The organism is Pseudomonas sp. YNh (genome assembly GCF_037993085.1).
GTDB classification, from domain to species: Bacteria; Pseudomonadota; Gammaproteobacteria; order Pseudomonadales; family Pseudomonadaceae; genus Aquipseudomonas; species Aquipseudomonas putida.
On record NZ_JBBMRJ010000023.1, the window covers coordinates 1 to 25,177 of the forward strand.

Sequence of the window (25,177 nt, forward strand, 5' to 3'; positions counted from 1 at the left end):
GACTCGAACCCCTGTTACCGCCGTGAAAGGGCGGTGTCCTAGGCCACTAGACGAAGGGGACACGCTGCTGGCATTACTGCCTGCTTTCACTCCCTGCCGCGTTTCGCTGTGTGCTTTACGCTGCAAGTGGCGCGCATTCTATGGATGGTTCGGGAAGGCGTCAACCCCTTTGTAGAAATTTATTTAAATCAATGACTTCCGGGTGGGTTGGGGTGCAGATGCGGGCCGGGTTGTCGATATAGAGAGAAGTCATCCTGCACAGGCCTGTCCGCGGCTAAAGCCGCTCCCAGGCCTGTGCAGTACCTGTGGGAGCGGGTTTAGCCGCGACGAGGCCGGCACAGGCATACAGCCGCTGTTCGCCCCTTGGCAAACTCACTACACTCAAAGCTGTAATTCTTCTTCAATGAGGCATTAACGGTGACACCACTTCTGATCACCCTGCTCATCGTGGCAGGCATCGCGTTGCTGATCGTGATCGGCTACCTAAACAATGTGGTCGAGAACGGCAAGATCGAACGCGTCCGGACGAGGGTCGAACTCGCCGACCGCCTGCGCCGCTGTGGCGAAATCACCGAGACCTTCCCCGGCCAGTTCATGACACCGGCCCTTAAACTGCTGCTGACCCGCCTGGAACTGAACCTTAATCAGCGCCAGCTGGCGGTGGACAAGCACAATGCCGAACTCAAGGCGCGCATCGCCGAGCTGGAAGGGCTGATCGCCCTGGGCGACAAGATACCGGTGAACAACCCGCCCAACCCGATCCACACCGAGGTCAAGGCCAAGGATGTGCGCTTCTTGCTGGAGGCCATGCACAACCAGGTAACCCGTGCGGCTCAGGAAGGCTTTTTACCTGCAGTCGAAGCCAAGCACTGGGTGAAGGAAATCCGCCACATCCTGGTATTGCTGCATATCGAGTTCTTCAACAACCTTGGCCAGCAGGCCCTGCAGAAGAACCAGCCGGGCCAGGCACGCCTGGCGTTCGAGCGCGGCGTGCAGTACCTGCGCAAGCAACCGGAGCCGAAGGTGTATGAAGAGCAGCTGACGTATCTGGAGAAGTTGCTGGCCCGTGCCAATGCCCAGGTGCTGGACCGCATGGCACCGGCGGAGGACGAGCACAACGAATTGACCGACGGGCTCAAGACCGACGAGGAAGAGACCTGGAAGAAGAAGGTGATTTACGACTGACGCTTGAACCTGTACTGGCCTCTTCGCGGCTAAAGCCGCTCCCACAGGGATCACACCAGGCCTGAGGGCGATGCAGTACCTGTGGGAGCGGCTTTAGCCGCGAAGAGGCCAGCGCAGGCGATGCAACACTTAGCAGTCGGTCAGCTCAAGGAAGACCGCCGCCAACCGCTCCAGCCCCACCTGGTCCACCTCGCTGAACCGCCCAACCTTCGGGCTATCCAGGTCCAGCACACCAACCAGCCTGCCCTCCTTTACCAACGGGATCACCAGCTCGCTGTTGGACGCACTGTCGCAGGCAATGTGCCCCGGGAACGCATGCACGTCCTCTACCCGCTGAGTCTGCCGCGTTGCCGCCGCTGCCCCGCACACGCCCCTGCTGAACGGAATGCGCACGCACGCCACCTGGCCCTGGAACGGGCCCAGCACCAGCTCTTCGTTGCGGTTAAGGTAGAACCCGGCCCAGTTCAGGTCGTCCACCTGGTTGTACAGAAACGCCGAAAACTGCGCGGCGTTGGCGATGAAATCACGCTCGTCGGCAAACAGCGCCTGCACTTGCGCCGCCAGCAGGTTGTAGCCGTCGAGGCCGGCGCCACTGGCATTGAGGTCGATCATTTACTTTTGCTCCAGCAATTGCAGCCCGACCCAGTAGCGGGCGAACTGATAGGCACAACGGCCATTACGGTTACCGCGGCCGGTGGCCCAGCGCACGGCGAGGATGTCGAGCTGTTCATCACGCTGCCAGACCAGGCCCGCAGGGCGCGCCAGTTGGCCGATCCAGTGCTCGACAACATTCAGGAAGTGGTCCTGGGTAAACGGGTAGAACGACAGCCACAGGCCAAAGCGGTCAGACAAGGCAATCTTGTCTTCCACCGCTTCGCTGGGGTGCAGCTCGCCGTCCACGCGCTTCCAGCTCTCGTTGTCGCTCTCCTTCTCGGGCACCAGGTGGCGACGGTTGGAGGTGGCGTACAGCAGCACGTTGTCCGGCGCCTGCTCCAGCGAACCATCCAGCACGCTCTTGAGCACCCGGTAGTCGCCCTCCCCGGCTTCGAACGACAGGTCGTCACAGAACAGGATGAAGCGTTGCGGCAGCTTCTGCAGCTGCTCAACCACCCGTGGCAGGTCGGCAAGGTGATCACGTTCGATTTCGATCAGGCGCAGGCCGGCGCCGGCATGTTCGGCGAGCAAGGCGCGCACCAGCGACGACTTGCCGGTACCGCGCGAGCCCCACAGCAACGCGTGGTTGGCTGGCAGGCCGTTGATGAACTGGTGGGTGTTGCGGCCCAGCTGGTCGCGCTGTTTGTCGACGCCGATCAGGTCGCTCAGGCGGATGTCCAGGCTGACTTCCAGCGGCAGCAGGTAGCCGCTGCGGCCATCGCGCTGCCAGCGGGCGGCCAGCGTGGTGCCCCAGTCGATGGTCGGGCGTTGTGCGGGCAACAAGGGTTCAAGGCGCGCCAGTACCGATTCGGCGCGGTCCAGAAAAGCAATCAAGCGAGCGTCCATGACGACTCCTAACAATTTCAGTTTTTTGGGGCCGCTGCGCGCCCCTTCGCGGGCTTGCCCGCTCCCACAGGGATTGCGCTCAGCCAGGGGCTACGCTGTACCTGTGGGAGCGGGCATGCCCGCGAAGGGGCGCAGCGCGGCCCCCGCTTGGCGATCAACTGAAATGAACAGACAGACCCGCCAGCAGCCGGGGCTATTCGGCTATGCTTGCGCAGCGCAAGGAACGGGAAACCGGCTCGGGACTCATGGATATCAAGTTCACCAATCGCCTGTCATACAAGCAAGCCCGGCTGACAGTCCTGGTCGGCTTCATCCTGGGAACATTGCTCAGTCTCATCCAGATCGGCATCGATTATGCCAGCGAAGACGCGTCCATCAACCGTGAAGTGAACGCGTTGCTGCAAATCAGCCACAACCCGGCCTCGCGCATCGCCTACAACATCGACTCGGAGCTGGCGCTGGAGCTGACCCGCGGCCTGTTGCAGTCGCCGGCCGTCATCCGTGCACGGCTGATCGACAACAACGAAACCGTGCTGGCCGATGTCGAGCGGCCCAGGCTGCAGGACCGCTACCGGCCGCTGAGCGACTTCCTGTTCGGTGAGCAGCGTCAGTTCAAGGCACGCCTGTACCTGACGCACATGCCGGAGGAATACCTGGGCACGCTGTACCTGGACGTCGACACATTTGCTTTCGGCAGCCGCTTTCTCGACCGCGCCGGCATCACCCTGCTGAACGGTTTTGCCCGCAGCCTGGTGCTCACCGGCATCCTGCTGGCGCTGTTCTACATGATGCTGACCAAACCGCTGGTCACGGTGATCGGCGCGCTCAGCGGCAGCGACCCGCGCAAACCCCGGCAAACCCGCCTGGACTGCCCACACGGCCACGAACACGACGAAATCGGCGTGCTGGTGAAAGTCGCCAACCAGCAGTTCGTCAGCATGGCCACCGAGATCGAGCAGCGGCGCACTGCGGAAAACCGCCTTACCCAGTACCTGAACGAACTGGAAGACATCGTCTCGGCACGCACCAATGAACTGAAGGCCAGCAACAGCAGCCTGAGCCTGTCCAACCAGGAGCTGGAACAAGCGCGCCGCCGCGCACTGGACATGGCCCAGGCGCGTGCTGCCTTTTTAGCCAACATGAGCCACGAAATCCGCACCCCGCTCAACGGCATGCTCGGCATGATCGCCCTGGCCCTGGACAGCCCGCTGCCCAGCGAGCAGCGCCAGCAACTGGCGATTGCCCACGACTCGGGCAAAGTGCTGGTGGAATTGCTGAACGATATCCTCGACCTGTCCAAGTTCGATGCGGGTCAGCTGGAGCTGGAACGCATCCCGTTCGACATGGGCTCGATGGTGGAAGACACCGCCAACCTGCTCTCGCAGAACACCGCACAGAGCGTGGAACTGACCTGCCTGATTGCCCGTGACTTCCCCAGCAGCGTGCTTGGTGACCCCACGCGGGTGCGGCAGATCGTCAGCAACCTGCTGTCCAACGCGTTGAAGTTCACCCGCTTTGGCCGTGTCGATGTACGCCTGGTGAGCATCGTCGGCGGTGTGCGCCTGGAAGTGCGCGACACCGGCATCGGCATACCCGAAGAGGCCCAGGCGCGGATCTTCCAGCCATTCACCCAGGCCGGCGCCGGCATCACCCGCCAGTACGGCGGCACGGGCCTGGGCCTGGCCCTGACGCGCAACCTGTGCAAGGCCATGCAAGGCCATTTGCACATTCGCTCCGAAGCGGGTTTTGGCAGCTGCTTCAGCGCCGAACTGCCGCTGGCCGAGCACACCGAAGCCATCGCCCCGCTGCCGCTGCACGGGCGCGTAGCCGCCCTGAGCGCTGCAGGCAGCGGGCTTAACGAACTGTTGCAGGGCCTGCTGCCCGCCTGGGGCCTGGCCTACCAGCGGCATGACAGCAGCGCGACGCTGGACGCCACGGCGATGGACCTGCTGATTACCGACGATGTCGACCGCCTGTTCGAACTGCGCCAAACGCTGAAAACCCCCATCCTGCTGGTGACCGCTTACGGTAACTTCCTGCCCAGCGAGCAATCGGCCGCCCTCGCCCCGCTCCATCAACTGGCCCGGCCGCTGGCGCGCAACGCCCTGTACCAGACCCTGCGTCGCACCCTGCAAGGCTTTGACCCCGAACACCCGCTGGCCAGCCCGGCCATCACCCTTGAGGCAGGCCGTGCACGGATTCTGCTGGTGGAAGACAACCCGGTGAACCAGCTGGTGGCCAAGGGCATGCTGGCCAAGCTCGGCTGCCAGGTGCAACTGGCCACCCAGGGCGCCGAGGCCCTGGAGTTGCTGGAACTGGACGACTTCGACCTGGTGCTGATGGACTGCAACATGCCGGTGATGGACGGTTACGAAGCCAGCCGGCGCATCCGCCAGAGCGGCCGCTGGCCCGACCTGCCGATTGTCGCGCTCACCGCCAATGCCATGCCCGAGGAGCGCGAACGCTGCCGGGCTGCGGGCATGAACGACTACCTGGCCAAGCCGTTCCGCCGCGAAGAGCTACTGGCGCTGGTCGAGCACTGGGTGCCGCTCAACGGCTGAGCAGGCGCTCGATGTCTGCTTCCAGGGCCTGTGGCTTGGTAGTGGGGGCATAACGCGTCACCTGGCCGCTGGCCGGGTCGACCAGAAACTTGGTGAAATTCCACTTGATCTTCTGGCTGCCCAGAATGCCCGGTGCGCGCTGCTTGAGCTCGACGAACAGCGGGTGGGCGCCCGGGCCGTTGACCTCGACCTTGCGAAACAGCGGGAAGCTCACGCCGAAGTTGCGCTCGCAGAACTGCGCAATGTCCCGCGCATCGCCCGGTTCCTGCTTGCCGAACTGGTTGCACGGGAAGCCCAGTACCACCAGGCCACGGTCGTGGTAGGCCTGCCACAGTTGTTCCAGGCCCTTGTACTGCGGGGTAAAGCCGCACTGGCTGGCGGTATTGACCACCAGCAACGCCTTGCCCGGGAAGTCGCCGAGCTTCTTGTGCTCGCCGCCCAGGGTCACGCAGGGGATGTCCAGCATCGATCCAGCCATGTTCGGGCTCCGGTCAGTCACGCGGGCGCAAGTCGATGCACACCGAGTTGATACAGTAGCGCAGGCCAGTTGGTGGCGGGCCATCGGGGAACACGTGGCCCAGGTGCGCGTCGCAGCGGGCGCAGGTGACTTCGGTGCGGATCATGCCGTGGGAGGTGTCACGGATCTCGATCATCGCGCTGTCTTCGATCGGCGCGTAGAAACTTGGCCAGCCGCAGCCGGAATCGAACTTGGTCTGCGCATCGAACAGTTTCGCGCTGCAGCAGATACAGTGGTAGATACCATCGCGGCGCTCGCTGTTGTACTTGCCGCTGAACGGCCGCTCAGTGCCTTTGAGGCGGCATACCTGGTACTGCTCGGGGTCGAGCATCGACCGCCATTCATCCAGGGTTTTTTCAATCTTTTTCATGTGGAAACCTCGGCAGGCTGAATTTCACCCCGCACCGTCTTTTCCGGGGCGCGGGTGGCACGTATATTAGTTGGCTTCGTGTGCCAGGCGTTCAGTCTGGCACCCGCTTCCTGCCGTTTCAAACCTTTCGGCGGGGCGTAGCGCGTTTTCTCATATCGGGATCCCATCATGCAGTTCAGCAAATCGAACAAGCTCGCCAATGTCTGCTACGACATTCGCGGCCCAGTGCTCAAGCACGCCAAGCGCCTGGAAGAGGAAGGCCACCGCATCCTCAAGCTGAACATCGGCAACCCGGCGCCGTTTGGCTTCGAGGCGCCTGATGAAATCCTCCAGGATGTGATCCGCAATCTGCCTACCGCCCAGGGCTACAGCGACTCCAAAGGCCTGTTCAGCGCACGCAAGGCCGTGATGCAGTACTGCCAGCAAAAGGAAATCGAAGGCGTCACTATCGAGGACATCTACCTCGGTAACGGTGTGTCCGAGCTGATCGTCATGTCGATGCAGGCGCTGCTGAACAACGGCGACGAAGTGCTGATCCCGGCCCCCGACTACCCGCTGTGGACTGCCGCAGTGAGCCTGGCTGGCGGCAAGCCGGTGCACTACCTGTGCGATGAACAGGCCGACTGGTTCCCCGACCTTGAAGACATCAAGGCCAAGATCACCCCGAACACCAAGGCCCTGGTGATCATCAACCCGAACAACCCGACCGGCGCGGTGTACTCCAGGGAGCTTCTGCTGGGCATGCTGGAGCTGGCCCGCCAGCACAACCTGGTGGTGTTCTCCGACGAGATCTACGACAAGATCCTGTACGACGAAGCCGTGCACATCAGCACCGCCTCGCTGGCCCCCGACCTGCTGTGCCTGACCTTCAACGGCCTGTCCAAGTCGTACCGGGTGGCGGGCTTCCGTTCCGGCTGGCTGATCATCTCCGGGCCCAAGCACCACGCGCTAAGCTACATCGAAGGCATCGACATGCTGGCCAACATGCGCCTGTGCGCCAACGTGCCGGCCCAGCATGCCATCCAGACCGCACTGGGCGGCTACCAGAGCATCAACGACCTGGTGCTGCCGCCAGGCCGCCTGCTTGAGCAACGCAACCGTACCTACGAGCTGCTCAACGACATCCCGGGCGTAAGCTGTGTGAAGCCGATGGGTGCGCTGTATGCGTTCCCCCGGATCGACCCGAAGGTGTGCCCGATTCTCAACGACGAAAAGTTCGCCCTTGACCTGCTGCTGTCGGAAAAGCTGCTGATCGTACAAGGTACGGCGTTCAACTGGCCGTGGCCGGACCACTTCCGCGTGGTGACCTTGCCGCGGGTGGATGACCTGGAAGCGGCGATTGGCCGGATCGGCAATTTCCTGCGGACTTATTCGCAGTAAATGATGGCCTCTTCGCAGCACAAGGCTGCTCCTACAGGTGTACGCGTTCTCCTGTAGGAGCAGCCTTGCGCTGCGAATGGGCTGCACAGCAGCCCCTTGCAATCCCACAGGGTGTTTCTTACATCCTGCAATGCTCTATCCCACTGCCCCCGCGCCATCCTCTGCCATACTCCGCCGTACACAGTTTGAAATAGTCGCACGATTGAATCCACGCGACAGGCCCCTTATATACCCCGCAGTAAGCGACAATTCATCCGTCAGGAGAACGTAACAACCATGATGCGCATTCTGTTGTTTGTGGCCACCAACCTTGCGGTGGTGCTGGTTGCAAGCATTACCTTGAGCCTGTTCGGTTTCAACGGGTTCATGGCCGCCAACGGGGTCGACCTGAACCTCAGCAGCCTGCTGGTGTTCTGCGCCGTGTTCGGCTTTGCCGGCTCCCTCGTCTCGCTGTTCATCTCCAAGTGGATGGCGAAGATGACCACCGGCACCCAGATCATCAGCCAGCCGCGCACCCGCCACGAGCAGTGGCTGCTGCAAACGGTCGAAGAGCTGTCCCGTGAAGCGGGCATCAAAATGCCCGAGGTGGGTATCTTCCCGGCGTACGAGGCCAACGCCTTCGCCACCGGCTGGAACCGCAACGACGCACTGGTCGCCGTGTCCCAGGGCCTGCTGGAGCGTTTCTCGCCCGATGAAGTGCGGGCAGTGCTGGCCCACGAGATCGGCCACGTAGCCAACGGCGACATGGTCACCCTGGCGCTGGTGCAAGGCGTGGTGAACACCTTCGTGATGTTCTTCGCACGCATCATCGGCAACTTCGTCGACAAGGTCATCTTCAAGAACGAAGAGGGCCAGGGCATTGCCTACTACGTGGCGACCATCGTTGCCGAGCTGATCCTGGGCATCCTGGCCAGCATGATCGTGATGTGGTTCTCGCGCCGCCGCGAGTACCGCGCCGACGAAGCCGGTGCACAGCTGGCCGGCACCTCGGCCATGATCGGAGCGCTGCAGCGCCTGCGTGTGGAGCAAGGCCTGCCGGTGCACATGCCCGACACCATGAAGGCCTTTGGCATCAACGGTGGCCTCAAGCACGGCCTGGCCGGGCTGCTGATGAGCCACCCGCCACTGGAAGACCGTATCGAGGCCCTGCGCCGTCGCGGTTGATCCATCGGGCAATACAGCAAGGGCGACTTCGGTCGCCCTTCTTCGTATTACCGGCCAAGCCGGTAAACCCGCTCCAACAGGCTGGAAACCCCGGCCTGCACAAACTTGGGGCTCTGCTGAATCACCTCTACCGCCTCCAGCTCATGCAGCTGCCACCCTGCAAACCCCTGCCGCACCTCTGCGTCACCGACTGAAAACGGCGGCCCGGGCAGCAGTGACTGGTCATAATCCAGGGTCACCACCAAACCCTGGCAATGCGCCGGCAGCAATGCCGTCAGCGCCTGCATGTACATCGCGCGCATTTGCGCCGGCAGCGCAATCAGCGCCGCCCGGTCATACAGCGCCACGCAGTCGCCGATATCCTGCGCACGCAACGCAAAGAAATCACCACACCACAGCTCCACGTCACCACTGCGCCAAACCTCGAAGTCCCCGCGCTGCTGCACCTCGGCTTCCAGCCCGTGCTCGCGGAAGAAATCCTCTACCGCCCGCCGCGACAGCTCCACACCCAACACTCGGTAGCCCTGCCCGGCCAGCCAGACCAAATCCAGGCTTTTGCCGCACAGCGGCACCAGCACTCGGCTACCAGGCTCAAGGCCCAGTGACGGCCAGTGCGCCTCCAGGTACGAATTGACCTGCCCCTGATGAAAGCCGATCTGGTTATCGGCCCACCGCTTGTGCCAGAACGCTGGCTCCATGGTTGCTCCTTGTTTATCGAGTAAACCGATAGAAAACGCGTAAAACTTGCGATGGATATCGATCAGTTTCTGATCGAAGATGAGTGCATCTTAACCCTCAGGACCTTGCCATGCTGCCCAGCCTGTTCATTTCCCATGGTTCCCCCATGCTCGCCCTGCACCCGGGCGCCAGCGGGCCGGCCTTGGCCGGACTGGCCAACAGGCTCCCACGTCCAAAGGCAATTGTGGTGGTGTCGGCGCACTGGGAGAGCCGTGAGCTGCTGGTGACCAGCAGCGCACAGCCAGAAACCTGGCACGACTTCCACGGCTTTCCACCGGCATTGTATGCGGTGCAATACCCGGCGCCGGGCGAGCCTTCCCTGGCAGGCCAGGTCAGCGAGTTGCTGAAGGCTGCCGGGCTGCCAGCCCGGCTGGACGCTCAGCGACCCTTCGACCACGGCGCCTGGGTACCGCTGTCGCTGATGTACCCGGACGCAAGCATTCCCGTGGTGCAGGTTTCCCTGCCCCGCCACATGGGGCCGGCGCTGCAGGTGAAGGTGGGCCAGGCGCTGGCGAGCTTGCGTGCCGAGGGCATCTTGCTGGTTGGTTCGGGCAGCATCACCCATAACCTTGGGGAACTGGACTGGCATGCAGGGCCGGATGTGATCGAGCCGTGGGCGCTGGCGTTCAGGGATTGGGTGGTGGAGCGGCTGCAGGAAGATGACCAGGTGGCATTGCTGGATTATCGCCGGCAGGCGCCGTATGCAGTGCGTAACCACCCCAGTGATGAGCATTTGCTGCCGTTGTTCTTTGCCCTGGGGGCTGGGAGCAGGTTTGGGGTGGTGCATCAGGGGTTTACCCTGGGGGCGCTGGGGATGGATATCTATCGGTTCGACTGAAGGGTCTTTTCGCGGGCTTGCCCGCTCCCGCAGGTCCTGCACAGGTTTCAATGCCTGTGCAGGACCTGTGGGAGCGGGCAAGCCCGCGAAAGGGCCGGTACAGGCAAAAAAAATCCCCGACCTAGGCCGGGGATTTTTTTAGTGCGCCAGGATCAATCCTCGCGGTAGCGGCGCAGCTTCAGCTGCTTGCCAGCCACGCGGGTGTCCTTGAGCTTGGACAGCAGCTTCTCGAGGCCATCTTCCGGCAGCTCGACCAGGCTGAAGCTGTCGCGTACCTGGATACGGCCAATGGCGTCACGCGCCAGGCCACCTTCGTTGAGGATCGCACCCAGCAGGTTCTTGGCAGCAATACCGTCACGAGCACCCAGGGCGGTACGGCAGCGTACACGGCCTTCGGCCAGCGGCAGCGGCGCACGGCGCTCGCGGTCACCACGATCAGGACGCTCGCCACGATCAGGGCGCTCACTGCGCTCACCACGCGGGGCACCAACGCCCGGCACCAGCGGCTGCTCACGCTCTACCGCAGCCAGGTCCAGCGCCTGGCCATTGGTGGCTTTGCGCAGCAGGGCCGAAGCCAGGGCACGCGCGCTGCAACCCAGGTCAGTGGTGAGGCGGTCGAACAGCTCGCCGTGGGTGGCTTCTGCTTCGGCTACCAGCGGCGCCAGGCTCGAGGTCAGCTTCTTGATGCGGGCATCCAGCACGGCCTGGGCATTCGGCAGGCGGGCTTCGGCAACTTTCTGCCCGGTCACACGCTCGATCACCTGCAGCATGCGGCGCTCACGCGGGGTGACCAGCAGCAGCGCACGGCCTTCGCGACCGGCACGGCCAGTACGGCCGATACGGTGCACGTAGGACTCCGGGTCGTACGGCATATCAACGTTGAACACGTGAGTGATGCGCGGTACGTCCAGACCACGGGCAGCGACGTCGGTAGCGACGACGATGTCCAGGCGGCCATCCTTGAGCGAGTCGATCACGCGCTCACGCTGGTTCTGGGCAATGTCACCGTTCAGCGCAGCAGCCTTGTAGCCTTTGGCTTCCAGCGCGGCGGCCAGGTCCAGGGTGGCTTGCTTGGTACGCACGAAGGCGATCAGCGCGTCGAACTCTTCCACTTCCAGCAGACGCAGCACAGCCGGGATCTTCTGGTCGGCGTGGACCATCAGGTGGGCCTGGTCGATCGCGGTAACGGTCTGGGTCTTGGTCTGGATCTTGACGTGCTTGGGCTCGCGCAGGTGACGTTCGGCGATCGAGCGGATCGACGACGGCAGGGTAGCGGAGAACAGTACGGTCTGACGGGTAGCCGGGATTGCGTCGAAGATCACTTCGAGGTCATCCATGAAGCCCAGCTTCAGCATCTCGTCGGCTTCGTCCAGTACCAGGTACTGCACGGTGGACAGGACTTTTTCGTCACGACGCAGGTGGTCGCACAGACGGCCTGGGGTGGCCACGACGATTTGCGCGCCGTTGCGGATTGCACGCAGTTGTGGGCCCATCGGGGCGCCACCGTATACGGCAACCACGTTCACGCCCGGCATCTGCTTGGCGTAGGTTTCGAAAGCGGTAGCAACTTGCAGCGCCAACTCACGGGTTGGCGCCAGGATCAGGGCTTGCGGTTCGCGCTTGCTCACATCGATCTTGTTGAGGATCGGCAGGGCGAAGGCAGCGGTCTTGCCGGTGCCAGTCTGCGCCTGGCCGATCATGTCGTGACCGGCGAGGATGATCGGGATCGATTGTTGCTGAATGGCGGACGGCTCTTCGTAGCCGGTAGCCACAACAGCAGCAACAATGTTCGGATTAAGATCGAGAGCGGCGAAGCCGCCGGTTTCCTGGGTCATGGGTCTGCCTCTAGGTGCATCCGCAAAGACCCATGCTCCAAAGCTGCACATGCCTTGAAAGACCGTCAGGTCACCCAGGCAGCTTTGGCGGCGGGGATTTGCGAAAACGATTGAAAAAGAAAACGTGGGAAGGTCCGCCTAGCGGACGTGCAGCCGAAGCTGGACTCGGAGGATTTGCACCACCTGATTTTGCGGCCCGCTAAAAGACCGGCGCGTACTATACCCGAAATAGTGGAAGCCGTGAGGAATTTTTTCAGGGTGCAAGGCCATTACCGGGCCAGCAATCAATCCACGCTGAATCGATAATTCCCTGTAGGAGCGACCTTGTGTCGCGAAAGGGCCGCAGGGCGGCCCCGGCAACGTATGCGGCGAAGCTGAAATTCTTGGGGGCGCTTCGCACCCCATTCGCGGCACAAGGCCGCACCTACAGGGACCGTGCCAGCCTCTCAGGTAGCTGGCCGAATCTCTTTGATCAACCCATCCAGGCTATAACCCAGCTGCGGCGCCAGCGCCTCGGCCCGGGCCCGCAGCCCCTCCAGGTCCAGCGCCTGCTCCAGGTCAGCCGGCACCAGCAAGATCACATTGCCCTCCTTCACCGGCAGCTCCCAGTAATGCCGGTGGTACAGCCCGCGCAACAACGCTGCGCCCAGCGGCCTGCCGTCGTCGGTGGCCCACTGGTTGATCACCAGCCAGCCGCCCGGGTTCAACTGCTGCTGGCAGTTCTCCAGAAACTTCCACGCCAGGTGCCCCACGCCCGGCCCGTGGTCGGTGTACAGGTCGACAAACAACAAGTCAGCCTTTTCTGCCGTGGGCAGCAACTCGATGGCGTCACCGATGCGCACGTACAACCGAGGGTCGTCATCCAGGCCCAGGTGTTCCATGGCCAGGCGCGGTACGTCCGGGCGCAGTTCGATGGCCTCGATGTCCTCAAGCGGCAGAAACTTCATGCACGCCTGGGTCAGCGTGCCGGCACCCAGGCCGAGAAACAACGCGCTCTCCGGCTGATCATGGCACAGCGCCCCCACCAACATGGCGCGGGTGTAGTCGTACTCCAGCCAGCTGGGGTCGGCCGTGAACACGCAGCTCTGCTCGATGGCATCGCCAAATTCCAGAAAGCGGTAGTCGTCTACTTCATACACGCTGATGACGCCAAAAGCGTCCTCTACCCGTGCCAGTAGCCGCTCTTCCCGTTCCGCCGTCATGCTTACCACCTACCCGCGCAAAAACGCGCATTGTCCGTCAACGCCCTTGATGCAACAAGCGCAGCGCCAACTGTTACCATGGCCTATAGCCTATAACCTACAAGACCGAGCACGAGATGAACCAACCGTGGAGCCCTGACAGCTGGCGCGCATTGCCGATCCAGCAGCAACCGACCTACCCCGATGCCGCGCACCTGCTGAAGGTCGAACAGACCCTGGCCAGCTACCCGCCGCTGGTGTTTGCGGGCGAGGCGCGCGAACTGCGCAGGCAGTTTGCCGAGGTTACCGAAGGCCGCGCCTTCCTGTTGCAAGGGGGCGACTGCGCTGAGAGCTTCGCCGAGTTCTCTGCGGCAAAAATCCGCGACACCTTCAAGGTGCTATTGCAGATGGCCATCGTCATGACCTTTGCTGCCGGCTGCCCGGTGGTCAAGGTCGGCCGCATGGCCGGGCAGTTTGCCAAACCACGCTCCTCGGGCGATGAAACCATTGGCGACATCACCCTGCCCGCCTACCGCGGCGACATCGTCAACGGCATCGGCTTCGACCCGAAAAGCCGCATCCCCGACCCGGAGCGCCTGCTGCAGGCCTACCACCAGTCCACTGCCAGCCTCAACCTGCTGCGCGCCTTCGCCCAGGGCGGGTTTGCCGACCTGCACCAGGTGCACAAGTGGAACCTGGACTTCATCGCCAACTCGGCGCTGGCCGACAAGTATCACCAACTGGCCAACCGCATCGACGAAACCCTGGCATTCATGCGTGCCTGCGGCCTGGACAGCGCTCCGCAACTGCGCGAAACCAGCTTTTTCACTGCCCACGAAGCGCTGCTGCTGAACTATGAAGAAGCCTTCGTGCGCCAGGACAGCCTGACCGGCGACTACTACGACTGCTCGGCGCACATGCTGTGGATCGGCGACCGCACCCGCCAGCTCGACGGCGCCCACGTGGAGTTTTTGCGTGGCGTGCACAACCCGATCGGGGTCAAGGTTGGCCCCAGCATGAACCCCGAAGAGCTGATCCGCCTGATCGACACGCTGAACCCGGCCAACGACGCCGGGCGCCTGAACCTGATCGTGCGCATGGGCGCGAGCAAGGTTGGCGACCACCTGCCGGGGCTGATCCGCACCGTCGAGCGCGAGGGGCGCAAGGTGCTGTGGAGCTCCGACCCGATGCACGGCAACACCATCAAGGCCAGCAGCGGCTACAAGACCCGCGACTTTGCGCAAATCCTCGATGAGGTGAAGCAGTTCTTCCAGGTGCACCAGGCCGAGGGCAGCCATGCCGGCGGCATTCATATCGAGATGACCGGGCAGAACGTCACCGAATGCATAGGCGGCGCCCGGCCGATCACCGAAGATGCGTTGTCTGACCGGTATCACACCCATTGTGACCCGCGGATGAATGCCGATCAGTCACTGGAGCTGGCGTTTTTGATTGCCGAGACATTGAAGCAGGTACGGCGGTGACGCTGGGGCGCATGCCTTGAGAGGCCAGGCGCCCCGGCCCACCCTCACTTCCTCAGCGGATCATCCCAGAAATGCCGCTCGGCCTCTTGCTGGATATCCGCCCGACTCAACCCCAGGTCGTGCAAGGTTGCATCGCTCAGGCGGGCCAGCTCCTGGCGCTGGCGGTACAGCTGCAGCCAGCGCGCCGGGCGTTGCAGGGCCGCATGCCACAGGTGGTTCAGGGAAAAGGCAGGTTGCTGGATGCTGCTGACATGACCTTTCATCGTGAAGCCCTCCGTGTTGGATGGCCTCAGTCTCGCGCCGGGCTTAAGATCAATCCAACGAATGTTTCTGATGCCATGCATCTCGGAGATTGATGCAATGTCCCAGTACCAGAGCCTCGATGCGGACGTTTTGCGCACCTTCGTCGCCATTGCCGAGCAAGGCGGTTTCACCCGCGCCGGCGAAGTGGTCAACCGCACCCAGTCGGCGGTGAGCATGCAGATGAAGCGCCTGGAGGAGGACATCCTGCAGCGCCAGCTGTTCGAGCGCGACGGCCGCCAGGTACGCCTGACCGCCGAGGGCCAGGTGCTGCTGGGCTATGCCCGACGCATCCTGAAGCTGCATGGCGAGGTGTTCAACACCCTGCGTATGCCGCACATGGTCGGGCTGGTGCGCATTGGCACGCCCGACGACTATGCCATGCGTTTTCTGCCGACCATCTTGTCGAGCTTTGCCCAGGCCTACCCGCTGGTGCAGGTAGAGGTGCATTGCGATTCGTCCAAGCAACTGATGCTGCGCCAGGACCTGGACCTGACCATCGTCACCCGCGAGCCAGGTAACGAGGTTGGCCAACTGCTGCGCCAGGAGCGCCTGGTATGGGCCGCCGCCGAAGGTTTTTGCCCACAGGAACAGCGACCGATGCCGGTGGCGCTGTTCAACACTGACTGCTTCTGCCGGGCCTGGACCTGCAATGCCCTGGAAGCACAAGGTATCGACTACCGCATTGCCTATACCAGCCCCAGCCTGGCGGCGATCTTTGCCATTGTCACGGCAGGGTTGGCCGTGACGGCGCAGCTGCAAAGCCTGATTACCGGGAACATCCGCATACTGGGTGAACAGGACGGCCTGCCGCAGCTGCCGGTGGCCAATGTGATGCTGGTACGCAGCACACAGAACCCATCGCCAATTACCGACTGCATGGCCGGTTACATCATCGAAGGGTTCAAGTAATTACCGTGTGGGAGCGGCCTTGCGTCGCGATGGGCCGCAACGCGGCCCCAAATCTCACAACTCAAATCCCAGCATCACCGCACACACCACCAAAAACACACAGAACATCGCCCGCAATACCTTCTCCGGCAACGCATGGGCCAGCTTCACCCCCCAGCTGATGCTGAGCAAGCCCCCCACCGCCAGCGGAATCCCCACGCCCCAGTCAACACTGTGGTGCACGCCATAGGTTACCAACGTCACCAAGGTACTCGGCGCAGCCAGCGCCAGCGAAAGCCCCTGCGCCACCACCTGGGTGGTACCGAACACACTGGTCAGGATCGGCGTGGCCACCACCGCCCCGCCGACGCCGAACAAGCCGCCCATGGTGCCGGCAAAGCTGCCCAGCACACCCAGCCATGGCCAGGCATGACGCAGCTCGGCACTGGGCGGCGACACTTTCATGAACATCCGCGCCACATTCCATACCGCCAAGGCCACCAGAAAGCCGACAAAGCCCAGGCGCATGGAGTGCGCATCCAGCCCCACGGCCCAGATCGACCCCAGCCAGGCGAACAGGAAACTGCACGCCGACAACGGCAAGGCATGGCGCAATTCGATGCGGTTGCGCTGGTGATAGCGCCATAACGCCAGCAGCACGTTCGGCACCACCATTACCAACGCCGTACCCTGCGCCAACTGCTGGTCCAGGCCAAACAGCACACCCAGCGCGGGAATCGCGATCAGCCCGCCACCAATGCCGAACAAGCCCCCCATGGTGCCCAGGGCAGCGCCCAGCACGATATACAACAACCACTCAATCATCAGGGCCTCGTTCGCCTGTACAGATAATGCGAGCATGCTAACGGCTGGGTGCTGGCGGGGAAACGCACAGCAGCGCACAATGGCTGTGCGTTTTTCGCAAAACCAAGGCAGCCATGAGCCCCGATACCCTCACCGACCAGTTGAGCCTGTTCCTCGATGTGCTGGAGACCGGCAGTTTTTCCGCCGCCGCCCGGCGCCATCCGCTGACCCCGTCCGCGGTGGCCCGACGCATCGATAACCTGGAAAATGCCGTCGGCAGCCGCCTGTTCACCCGCAGCACCCACGCGGTGCGTGCCACACCCGCCGGCAATGCCTTTGCCGAACGGGCCAGGCGCATCATCGAGGAGCTGCGCCTGGCCCGGGCAGAAGCGGTATCGCTGAGCAACGCCCCTGAAGGCTTGATCCGCATCGACGCGCCCGCCGCGTTCGGCCGCCGCCACCTGGCCCCGGCCATCGCCGACTTCCTGGTGGCCTACCCAGGCCTGGACGTGCAACTGCGCCTGATCGACAGCTTCGTCGACCTGCATGGCAGCCACTTGGGCGAGGTCGACCTGGTGCTGCGCGCCGGCCCCTTGGCCGACACCCGGCTGGTCGCCACGCCACTGGCCTACATGGTGCGCATCGCCTGCGCCAGCCCGGCCTACCTGGCCAGCCGCGGTGTGCCCACATGCCCCAGCGAACTGCCCGGGCACGACGGCCTGGACTGGGACGGCCTGGCACCGCCGTTCGCCTGGCGCTTCAACGTGGCCGGGCAAACCCGCCTGTACCGCCCCGCGCGCATGCGCATGGCCGCCAACAATGCCGAAACCCTGTTGTTCGGCGCCCTCGCCGGCTTAGGTGTTGCCCACCTGCCCACCTGGCTGATCAGCGAATACCTGCTGCGGGGCGAGCTGGTGCCGCTGTTTTGCGACGGCGGCCTGCCCGCAGCCGAGTCCAGCGGCATTTATGCGCTACGCCTGGAACATGAAACGAACTCTCGCAGCCGTTTGCTGCTCGAATTCCTCAAGAGCCGCTTCAGCCCGATTCCACCCTGGGACCTGGCCCTGCGCAGTGAACTGCGTGAGTGATGTGCGCACTAACGATCAGCGTGCCAGAATTTCCCATTGATTACTTCAAGGACCTGCATGAACGCCGACACCCAAGCCTCCTGTGACGAGCTGCTGCTGGACAACCAGGTCTGTTTCGCCCTGCACTCCACCTCGTTGCTGATGACCAAAGTCTATAAACCGCTGCTGCAGGCCCTCGGCCTCACCTACCCGCAGTACCTGGCCATGCTGGTGCTGTGGGAACGCGACGACCTGACCGTGGGCGAAATCAGCCAGCACCTGCTGACCGACCCGGGCTCGCTCACCCCGCTGCTCAAACGCCTGGAAAGCGAAGGCCTGCTGCAGCGTAACCGCAGCCGGGAAGACGAACGGGTGGTGATGGTGCAACTGACCGACAAGGGCCGCGCGCTGCAACAACAAGCCAAAGCAGTGCCGCAGTGCATCCTCAAGGCCAGCGGGCGCAGCCTGGAGCAGTTGCAGCAACTGCAAGCCGACCTGCTGAACCTGCGCGAGAACCTGCAGAAAAACCTCTGACAGCTATGCTGTGCAATGGCCGTTCGGACGAGCGGTGCCGATTTATCTTGCGCACTAATTAATTGCGCGCTAATTTAAATCCCACCCCAACCCGCGCCCTCCTTGAACCGGGAGCGCACAGCACATTAGCGAGGCTCAAGATGCAAAAGATCACTCCGCTGTATATCGCAGAAGCTACCTCCACCGGTGGGCGCGACGGCAAATCCAAGTCCAGTGACGGCAAGCTGGTCGTCAGCCTGAGCACCCCCAAGGAACTGGGCGGCGCTGGCGGTGACGGCACCAACCCCGAGCAACTGTTCGCCGCCGGTTACTCGGCGTGCTTCATCGGCGCCCTCAAATTTGTGGCCGGGCAAGAGAAGAAAGCCCTGCCGGCCGATGCCTCGATCACCGCCAAGGTGGGCATTGGCCAGATCCCGGGCGGTTTTGGCCTGGACATCGACCTGCACATCAGCCTGCCGGGCCTGGCCCAGGCCGATGCCGAAGGCTTGGTGGAAAAGGCTCACAAAGTTTGTCCGTATTCCAACGCTACCCGCGGGAACGTGGATGTGCGCCTGCATGTGACGGTTTAAGTCGCAGGCACAAAAAACCCGGCCGAGGCCGGGTTTTTTGTGCACATTGCAAGAAGAATTACTTCTTGGCACGGCCTTTGTACGAACCGCCTTCGCGGGTATCGATTTCGATCAGGTCGTCGATTTCGATGAAGTCAGCAACGCTGAGTTCAGTACCGTTTGCCAGCTTGGCAGGCTTCATGACTTTGCCCGAAGTGTCGCCACGAGCCGAACCTTCGGTGTAGGCAACCTTACGCACGATGGTGGTCGGCAGCTCTACCGATACCAGACGGCCTTCGAAGAACACAGCTTCGCAGATGTCTTCCATGCCTTCTTCGATGAACGGCAGAACGGCCTCGATGTCTTCGGCGTTCAGCTCGTACATGGTGTAGTCGGTGGTGTCCATGAAGGTGTATGTGTCACCGCTGATGAACGACAGGGTCGCTTCTTTGCGATCCAGGATCACGTCGTCCAGCTTGTCGTCCGCACCGTATACGGTTTCGGTCTTGTAGCCGGTCAGCAGGTTCTTCAGCTTGGTCTTCATGATCGCGCTGTTACGGCCCGACTTGGTGAACTCAGCTTTTTGAACCAGCCACGGGTCGTTGTCGATCCGCAGGACGGTACCGGGTTTCAGCTCTTTACCAGTTTTCATTACGAAGTATCCGAATCTGGATGGATTTATAAAAATCGAGGCCGCGTATCATAGCGAATTTCGGTAAAAGTGTACTAGCGCTGTGGCAAGGTCCAGCTGAGCGGCCTGTCGAACCGCCCACAGCCGGGCATGCTGTTGCAGTTCTGGCAAGTGATGGCGGGCTGCCTGCCACGCCTGGCCCATGTCACGGTCCATGTTCCAGGCACGCCACAGGCCCAGTAGGGCGGCATCGGCTTCGTCTGACAAGCCGCGTCGATAATGCGCCAGAAACGCTTCGAGCTTTTCCCAGTGGGCGTTCTCGTCCTGCACATAGATGTGCCACAGCATCGGCTGCCCGGCCCACTGCGCACGCAAGAACGAGTCCTCGCCGCGCACCGCGTTGAAGTCGCAACTCCACAACAGCCGGTCGAAGTCGTCCTGGCTGACGAAAGGCAGCACCTGCACCGTCAGCGCCCCGCGCTTGCGCACGCTGCCCACTGGCAGCAGCGCCTCGCCAAGCCACTGGCTCAGCCCCGCGACGATGCGCCCTTGCGGCACCAGCAGGTGGCACGGTTGCGCGCCTGTGGCCAAGGCATCGAGCCAACTGGCCAATTGCGGGTTTTCGTAGGCAAACAGCGAGAGCAGCAATGCCCCCTGCTCGGGCTCTACACCAAGCCCCAGCAGAAACGACTGGCGTGCCTCGGCCGATTGCTGGAACGTGTCGCGCCCCGCCAGCAGCGAGCCCTCGCGCAGCAGCCCGCCGGTTTTCTCGGTAAAGCCGGGGAAGAAAAACACCTTGCGCAGGCCGTTGGGCTGCGGCGAAGGCAAGCCATGGCAGCCCTCCACCCAGTCCTCGGCGCTGAGGTATTCAAGGTTCAGCCACAGCGGCGGCGTGGCGCGGGCACGCATTGCCTCTACGTAAGCCGCCGGCAACTGGCACGCGAAGGCACCGATCACCACATCCGCCGGTGCCACCGGCAGCCAGGCCGCCGGCCACTGACGCACATCCACACCGTGCTGCCACTGCTGCGCAGCGCTGGCATCCGCCCCTGGGCACATGGGCGTGAAGGCCTGCAGGTCGTCTACCCACAGGCGTACCGCCAAGCCATGCTCAGCCACCAGTTGCCGGGCCAGGCGCCAGGTCACACCGATATCGCCGTAGTTGTCGACGACACTGCAGAAAATGTCCCAGGTGGCTTTCATGCGCCCCTCCCGTTCTGGTGCAAAAACCGCGAATTCTGCGGATAAATTGTCGCCGACAAAAGCACCCGCACGGAAAAATGCCCAAGCGCATGCGACAATGCACCCGACCTACCCTGCCAGGAGGCTGCCATGGCCCGCCACCGTGAACTGAAAATCACCCTCAAGCCGCTGCCGTTGATTGTATGCGTTGCCTTTGGCCTGTGGCTGGGCGCCGTGGCCATTGCCGCGAGCCTGTGGCTGGCGCTGCAACTGTGGCCACAGCAGGTGCAGCCGCTGGCCCAGGCCGTGGCCCCCAGCGTGTACCGGCCTGCCGCCCCCTCGGCGCCAGCCCCGGCACAAGACGCCCAGGCCGAAATGTTCGAGCACTACAAGGACATGCTGCGCAAACAGGAATTGCAACAGGCCGCCGAGGCCGCCCAGGGCAACCCGCGCAACCTCAACAGCCCCAAATGCCAGTTCTGGATGCAGCAGAACCGTACCGCCCCCACCGACAAAAGCCAGGCCAATGTGCTGGAGTTCTGCTACTGACCATGGACAAGACCCGCCTGCTGGCGCAGATCGTCGCCACACTCGAGCATGACCTCGACGTGCTGACCCGTGCGGCGCAAAGCGCCTACGAAACTGCCACCGCCGAAGAGAACATTGCCGAGAACAAGTACGACACCCTGGGCCTGGAAGCTTCGTACCTGGCCACCGGCCAGGCCCGCCGCAGCGCCGAAATCCGCCAGGCGCTGCTGATCTACCAGCAATTGCTGCTGCGCGACCATGACCCGGCGCGCGGGGTGCAGATCAGCAACCTGGTGACCCTGGAGGATGACGCTGGCGGGCAGCGCCGGTTGTTCCTCGGGCCTGAGGCGGCGGGGTTGAAGATTGGCGAGGGGGATGAGTTGGTGACCGTGATCACCCCGCGCTCACCGCTAGGGCAGCAATTGATGGGCAAGCGGGTGGATGATGAGGTGAGCCTGGGGGCGCAGGCATTGCTCATTACCGGTATTGCCTGACCGGGCCCTATCGCCGGCAAGCCAGCTCCCACAGGGATCCCGCAGTATTCCAGCCTGTGGTAAACCTGTGGGAGCTGGCTTGCCGGCGATAGTGCCCGGTCAGCCAATACACACCTCTAGGGTTTGCAAGGCATCGAACCGCCCCGCCAGCCCCTGTTCGGCAAACTGCTCCACCACAAAATCGATAAACGCCCGGGTCTTGCCCGGCATCAGCTTGTGCTCGGAAAAATACAGGCTGATATGCCCGTCATCCACGTACCAGTCCGGCAACACTCGCCGCAGCCGGCCAGCCTGCAAGTAAGGCACGGCAAACGGCAGGCTCACCAAGGCAATCCCCAGCCCCTGCTCGGCCACCGCGCAAGCCGCGTCCGAATCGCTCATGGTCATCGCCTGGCGCAGTTGCATCGGCTGTTGCACCTGCCAGCGGCTGGTCAACGGCCACGAGCGCACCCGCCCGGTCTGCGGTGAGCGGATCAGGATGCCATCGTGCCGCTGCAGCACCTGCGGGTCGTCGATCGGTGCGTGCCGCTCCAGGTAGGCCGGTGCTGCCACCAGCACCCGGTGGGCCGGGGTCAGCTTGCGCGCAACCACCCCCGGCGGCAGATCGAAACCACCACCAATCGCTGCATCGAAGCCTTGGCCGATCAGGTCGACCTGGCGGTTGTCGAAATGCCAATCCGGGGTGATGGCCGGGTAGCGGCGCAAGAACTCGCCCAGCAAAGGCAACACATACAAACGCCCGAACACCGTGCCCATGCTCACCCGCAACAGCCCGGCTGGCTGGCCTTCGGCGCTGGCCAGGTTGGCCACGGCGTACTGGATAGTGCGGAAGCTGTCGCCGACCTCGCCAAGAAAACGCTGCCCCGCCTCCGTCAGGGTCAGCTTGCGGGTACTACGCTGGAACAACCGCACGCCCAGGCGCGCCTCCAGCTGGGCCACATGCTTGCCCACGGCGGCAGGGGTAATGCTCAGGCGCCTGGCAGCCTCGGCAAAACTGCCAACTTCGGCACTGCGGATGAAGCATTCCAACGCATTGAACGATTCCACGGCCATGATTAGCAACCAAAGGTTTACTCTGCTGATAGTGATTGCCATCTTATCAGCAGGTAATCAAGCGCCGATACTTTGCCCATCCAAGGCATTTCGGCCTGGCTTCCAGCAGGAGATCAGCATGTCCAAGCAACTTTCACTCGAAGGCAAAGTGGCCCTGGTTCAGGGTGGTTCCCGCGGCATAGGCGCAGCCATCGTGCGGCGCCTGGCCCGCGAAGGTGCGCAGGTGGCCTTCACCTATGTCAGCTCCGCAGGCCCGGCAGAAGAGCTGGCCCGAGAAATTACCGAAAACGGTGGCAGAGCCCTGGCGCTGCGGGCCGACAGCGCCGACGCAGCGGCCGTGCAACTGGCAGTGGATGACGCCGTGAAGGCCTTCGGCAGGCTGGATATCCTGGTCAACAACGCCGGTGTGCTGACGGTGGCACCGGTGACCGAATTCGACCTGGCCGACTTCGACCGCATGCTGGCGGTGAACGTGCGCAGCGTGTTTGTCGCCAGCCAGGCCGCAGCGCGCTACATGGGCCAGGGCGGGCGCATCATCAATATCGGCAGTACCAACGCCGAACGCATGCCCTTTGCCGGTGGGGCGCCTTACGCCATGAGCAAGTCGGCGCTGGTTGGCCTGACCCGTGGCATGGCGCGTGACCTGGGGCCACAGGGCATTACCGTGAACAACGTACAGCCGGGGCCGGTGGACACCGACATGAACCCCGCCAGCGGCGAGTTTGCCGAGAGCCTGATCCCGTTGATGGCGATCGGGCGGTATGGCGAGCCGGAGGAAATTGCCAGCTTTGTGGCGTACCTGGCGGGGCCAGAGGCAGGGTATGTCACCGGGGCAAGTCTGACGATTGATGGTGGGTTTGCAGCTTGATTTGATGGTTTGCCTGTACTGGCCCCATCAGGAACTCCACAGGCCTTGAACATGTGGTGTCCCTGATGGGGCCAGTACAGGATGGTTGATTGAAAACTAAACATTGGTGTCATGCCTGATACTTCTTGATAATTCCCCCCGCTTGACTACTGCCCGCCACGAGATCCCCATGAACGCCCCCACTCTCAGCCGCGCCCTGATCCTGCTGATGGCCACCGCCACCGGCCTGGCCGTGGCCAGCAACTACTACGCCCAACCGCTGCTGCACAGCATCGCCCAGCAGTTCGGCCTGAGCACTGCCAGCGCCGGCAGCATCGTTATCGCCGCGCAGCTCAGCTATGGCGCCGGCCTGTTGCTGCTGGCGCCACTGGGTGACCTGTTCGAGCAGCGCCGGCTGATCACCGTGATGACCGCCATTGCTACCCTGGGCCTGGTGATCAGTGCCTGTGCGCCGAGCCTGCCCTGGCTGCTCCTCGGGACGGCGCTGACCGGGTTGTTCTCGGTGGTGGCGCAGATCCTCGTGCCCATGGCCGCGGCCCTCAGCGAGCCGCATCAGCGTGGGCGCGCAGTCGGCACGCTGATGAGCGGCCTGCTGCTGGGCATCCTGCTGGCACGTACCGCTGCCGGCTTCATGGCCGAGCTGGGCGGCTGGCGCAGCATCTACGTGCTCGCCGCTGTGCTGATGGCGATCACCGCCGTGGCGCTGTACCGCAGCCTGCCGCAGCACCACAGCCACGCCGGGCTGAAGTACCCGGCGCTGATCGGCTCGGTGTTCCGGCTGTTTATTGAAGAACCGGTGCTGCGCCTGCGCTCGCTGCTCGGCCTGCTGGCGTTCAGCCTGTTCGCCCTGTTCTGGACGCCCCTGGCGTTCCTGCTGACCAAGGGCCCGTACCATTATTCGGATGCGGCAATCGGCCTGTTCGGCCTGGCCGGTGCGGCCGGTGCGCTGTCGGCCAACTGGGCCGGGCGCCTGGCCGACCGCGGCAAGGGCGCGCTGGGTACTACCGTGGGCCTGGTGGTGTTGCTGCTGTCGTGGGTGCCGCTGGGCTTTGCCGAGCATTCGTTGCTGGCCCTGCTGCTGGGTGTGCTGATGCTCGACCTGGCAGTGCAACTGGTACACGTGAGCAACCAGAACGCGGTGATCGCCCTGCGCCCCGAGGCACGCACGCGGCTGAACGCCGGGTACATCACCTGCTACTTCATTGGCGGGGCGCTGGGGTCGTTGCTGGGCACGCAGTTGTTCCAGTACCAAGGCTGGATGGGCATTGTGGTGGCGGGCCTGGTGATTGGCGGGCTGGCGTTGCTGGTGTGGGGCCTGGCGGAGCATAAGCGCAAGAACACCTTGCAGGTGGCCTGAAAATTTCTTGCTGGCCTCTTCGCGGGCACGCCCGCTCCCACAGGTGCATCACAAACCTCAGGGCAGTGACAAGCCTGTGAGAGCGGGCGTGCCCGCGAAGAGGCCATTAGCCACGGCGACAATGCACCGCACTACCCTCCGTCGCATGGTCGTTGACTTGCCTGCCC

The 25,177-nt window shown here is 63.2% G+C and carries 26 protein-coding genes; 14 read left to right on the forward strand and 12 right to left on the reverse strand.

From position 1 onward, the window contains the following. The first annotated feature begins 417 nt into the window (after positions 1–417). On the forward strand, positions 418–1,185 hold the full coding sequence (locus WF331_RS20945) for a hypothetical protein (protein WP_016500923.1): 768 nt from the start codon (positions 418–420) through the stop codon (positions 1,183–1,185). 129 nt (positions 1,186–1,314) lie between these two features. Here WF331_RS20945 and WF331_RS20950 read toward each other — a convergent pair whose 3' ends face one another. Beyond that, a complete protein-coding gene (locus WF331_RS20950; RefSeq protein WP_340623255.1) occupies positions 1,315–1,797 on the reverse strand; it encodes a GAF domain-containing protein in 483 nt (160 codons plus the stop codon). After that, positions 1,798–2,685: an ATP-binding protein gene (locus WF331_RS20955; protein WP_340623256.1), complete on the reverse strand. Its 888-nt coding sequence runs from the start codon at positions 2,683–2,685 to the stop codon at positions 1,798–1,800. A 203-nt stretch (positions 2,686–2,888) separates the two neighbouring features. Here WF331_RS20955 and WF331_RS20960 point away from each other — a divergent pair, with 203 nt between their 5' ends. Beyond that, positions 2,889–5,246 (forward strand): hybrid sensor histidine kinase/response regulator, encoded by a 2,358-nt coding sequence (locus WF331_RS20960; RefSeq protein WP_340623257.1) that lies wholly within the window; start codon positions 2,889–2,891, stop codon positions 5,244–5,246. On the opposite strand, the gene WF331_RS20965 is transcribed toward WF331_RS20960, so the two are convergent. Together WF331_RS20965 and msrB are read right to left on the reverse strand one after the other, a co-directional pair. After that, positions 5,236–5,724, reverse strand: coding sequence for a glutathione peroxidase (locus WF331_RS20965; protein WP_340623258.1), 489 nt, complete (start codon positions 5,722–5,724; stop codon positions 5,236–5,238). The two genes, WF331_RS20960 and WF331_RS20965, sit on opposite strands and share 11 nt — an antisense overlap. Positions 5,725–5,737: 13 nt before the next feature. Further along, positions 5,738–6,133: a peptide-methionine (R)-S-oxide reductase MsrB gene (msrB, locus tag WF331_RS20970; protein ID WP_016500928.1), complete on the reverse strand. Its 396-nt coding sequence runs from the start codon at positions 6,131–6,133 to the stop codon at positions 5,738–5,740. 168 nt (positions 6,134–6,301) lie between these two features. On the opposite strand from msrB, the gene WF331_RS20975 reads away from it, so the two are divergent. Beyond that, entirely contained in the window at positions 6,302–7,513 is a 1,212-nt protein-coding gene (locus tag WF331_RS20975) for a pyridoxal phosphate-dependent aminotransferase (protein WP_016485452.1), read from the forward strand. Between the two features lie 276 nt (positions 7,514–7,789). Continuing rightward, positions 7,790–8,677, forward strand: coding sequence for a protease HtpX (gene htpX, locus WF331_RS20980; protein WP_016500929.1), 888 nt, complete (start codon positions 7,790–7,792; stop codon positions 8,675–8,677). A gap of 47 nt (positions 8,678–8,724) precedes the next feature. Here the strand turns inward: htpX and WF331_RS20985 are convergent, their stop codons facing one another. After that, on the reverse strand, positions 8,725–9,375 hold the full coding sequence (locus WF331_RS20985; protein WP_340623259.1) for a thiopurine S-methyltransferase: 651 nt from the start codon (positions 9,373–9,375) through the stop codon (positions 8,725–8,727). 110 nt (positions 9,376–9,485) lie between these two features. Here WF331_RS20985 and WF331_RS20990 point away from each other — a divergent pair, with 110 nt between their 5' ends. Then, positions 9,486–10,253 carry a DODA-type extradiol aromatic ring-opening family dioxygenase gene (locus WF331_RS20990; RefSeq protein ID WP_340623260.1) on the forward strand — a complete coding sequence of 256 codons (768 nt, stop codon included), beginning with the start codon at positions 9,486–9,488 and terminating at the stop codon, positions 10,251–10,253. 152 nt (positions 10,254–10,405) lie between these two features. Here WF331_RS20990 and WF331_RS20995 read toward each other — a convergent pair whose 3' ends face one another. Next, positions 10,406–12,088 (reverse strand): DEAD/DEAH box helicase, encoded by a 1,683-nt coding sequence (locus WF331_RS20995; RefSeq protein WP_016500932.1) that lies wholly within the window; start codon positions 12,086–12,088, stop codon positions 10,406–10,408. A gap of 446 nt (positions 12,089–12,534) precedes the next feature. Further along, positions 12,535–13,290 carry a spermidine synthase gene (locus WF331_RS21000; RefSeq protein ID WP_016500933.1) on the reverse strand — a complete coding sequence of 252 codons (756 nt, stop codon included), beginning with the start codon at positions 13,288–13,290 and terminating at the stop codon, positions 12,535–12,537. Between the two features lie 116 nt (positions 13,291–13,406). Here WF331_RS21000 and WF331_RS21005 point away from each other — a divergent pair, with 116 nt between their 5' ends. Then, positions 13,407–14,753, forward strand: a complete 1,347-nt coding sequence (locus tag WF331_RS21005; RefSeq protein WP_016500934.1) for a class II 3-deoxy-7-phosphoheptulonate synthase — start codon at positions 13,407–13,409, stop codon at positions 14,751–14,753. Positions 14,754–14,797: 44 nt separating this feature from the next. On the opposite strand, the gene WF331_RS21010 is transcribed toward WF331_RS21005, so the two are convergent. After that, entirely contained in the window at positions 14,798–15,016 is a 219-nt protein-coding gene (locus tag WF331_RS21010; protein WP_012271115.1) for a DUF1127 domain-containing protein, read from the reverse strand. A gap of 97 nt (positions 15,017–15,113) precedes the next feature. Between WF331_RS21010 and WF331_RS21015 the strand changes: the two genes are divergently transcribed. Beyond that, a complete protein-coding gene (locus WF331_RS21015; RefSeq protein WP_016500935.1) occupies positions 15,114–15,965 on the forward strand; it encodes a LysR substrate-binding domain-containing protein in 852 nt (283 codons plus the stop codon). 54 nt (positions 15,966–16,019) lie between these two features. Here WF331_RS21015 and WF331_RS21020 read toward each other — a convergent pair whose 3' ends face one another. Continuing rightward, entirely contained in the window at positions 16,020–16,769 is a 750-nt protein-coding gene (locus tag WF331_RS21020) for a sulfite exporter TauE/SafE family protein (RefSeq protein WP_049275060.1), read from the reverse strand. A gap of 113 nt (positions 16,770–16,882) precedes the next feature. Here WF331_RS21020 and WF331_RS21025 point away from each other — a divergent pair, with 113 nt between their 5' ends. The 3 genes from WF331_RS21025 to WF331_RS21035 all read left to right on the forward strand — a co-directional run bounded on the left by WF331_RS21025 (position 16,883) and on the right by WF331_RS21035 (position 18,918). Then, positions 16,883–17,836 carry a LysR family transcriptional regulator gene (locus WF331_RS21025; protein ID WP_049275061.1) on the forward strand — a complete coding sequence of 318 codons (954 nt, stop codon included), beginning with the start codon at positions 16,883–16,885 and terminating at the stop codon, positions 17,834–17,836. A 57-nt stretch (positions 17,837–17,893) separates the two neighbouring features. Beyond that, on the forward strand, positions 17,894–18,349 hold the full coding sequence (locus WF331_RS21030) for a MarR family winged helix-turn-helix transcriptional regulator (RefSeq protein ID WP_016500938.1): 456 nt from the start codon (positions 17,894–17,896) through the stop codon (positions 18,347–18,349). Between the two features lie 140 nt (positions 18,350–18,489). Then, positions 18,490–18,918, forward strand: a complete 429-nt coding sequence (locus tag WF331_RS21035) for an organic hydroperoxide resistance protein (RefSeq protein WP_284363994.1) — start codon at positions 18,490–18,492, stop codon at positions 18,916–18,918. 58 nt (positions 18,919–18,976) lie between these two features. Here the strand turns inward: WF331_RS21035 and WF331_RS21040 are convergent, their stop codons facing one another. Further along, entirely contained in the window at positions 18,977–19,549 is a 573-nt protein-coding gene (locus WF331_RS21040; RefSeq protein ID WP_016500940.1) for an elongation factor P, read from the reverse strand. A 48-nt stretch (positions 19,550–19,597) separates the two neighbouring features. Beyond that, entirely contained in the window at positions 19,598–20,731 is a 1,134-nt protein-coding gene (earP, locus tag WF331_RS21045) for an elongation factor P maturation arginine rhamnosyltransferase EarP (protein ID WP_340623261.1), read from the reverse strand. A gap of 129 nt (positions 20,732–20,860) precedes the next feature. On the opposite strand from earP, the gene WF331_RS21050 reads away from it, so the two are divergent. Further along, a complete protein-coding gene (locus WF331_RS21050; RefSeq protein ID WP_063425517.1) occupies positions 20,861–21,259 on the forward strand; it encodes a hypothetical protein in 399 nt (132 codons plus the stop codon). A 2-nt stretch (positions 21,260–21,261) separates the two neighbouring features. Continuing rightward, complete coding sequence (locus WF331_RS21055) at positions 21,262–21,732, forward strand: GreA/GreB family elongation factor (RefSeq protein WP_059395241.1); 471 nt, start codon at positions 21,262–21,264, stop codon at positions 21,730–21,732. A gap of 99 nt (positions 21,733–21,831) precedes the next feature. On the opposite strand, the gene WF331_RS21060 is transcribed toward WF331_RS21055, so the two are convergent. Then, positions 21,832–22,785 carry a LysR family transcriptional regulator gene (locus WF331_RS21060; protein ID WP_284363989.1) on the reverse strand — a complete coding sequence of 318 codons (954 nt, stop codon included), beginning with the start codon at positions 22,783–22,785 and terminating at the stop codon, positions 21,832–21,834. Positions 22,786–22,903: 118 nt separating this feature from the next. On the opposite strand from WF331_RS21060, the gene WF331_RS21065 reads away from it, so the two are divergent. Continuing rightward, positions 22,904–23,653 carry a 3-oxoacyl-ACP reductase family protein gene (locus WF331_RS21065; RefSeq protein ID WP_016500945.1) on the forward strand — a complete coding sequence of 250 codons (750 nt, stop codon included), beginning with the start codon at positions 22,904–22,906 and terminating at the stop codon, positions 23,651–23,653. Positions 23,654–23,822: 169 nt separating this feature from the next. Then, on the forward strand, positions 23,823–25,010 hold the full coding sequence (locus WF331_RS21070; protein WP_229609446.1) for an MFS transporter: 1,188 nt from the start codon (positions 23,823–23,825) through the stop codon (positions 25,008–25,010). Positions 25,011–25,177 lie beyond the last annotated feature (167 nt).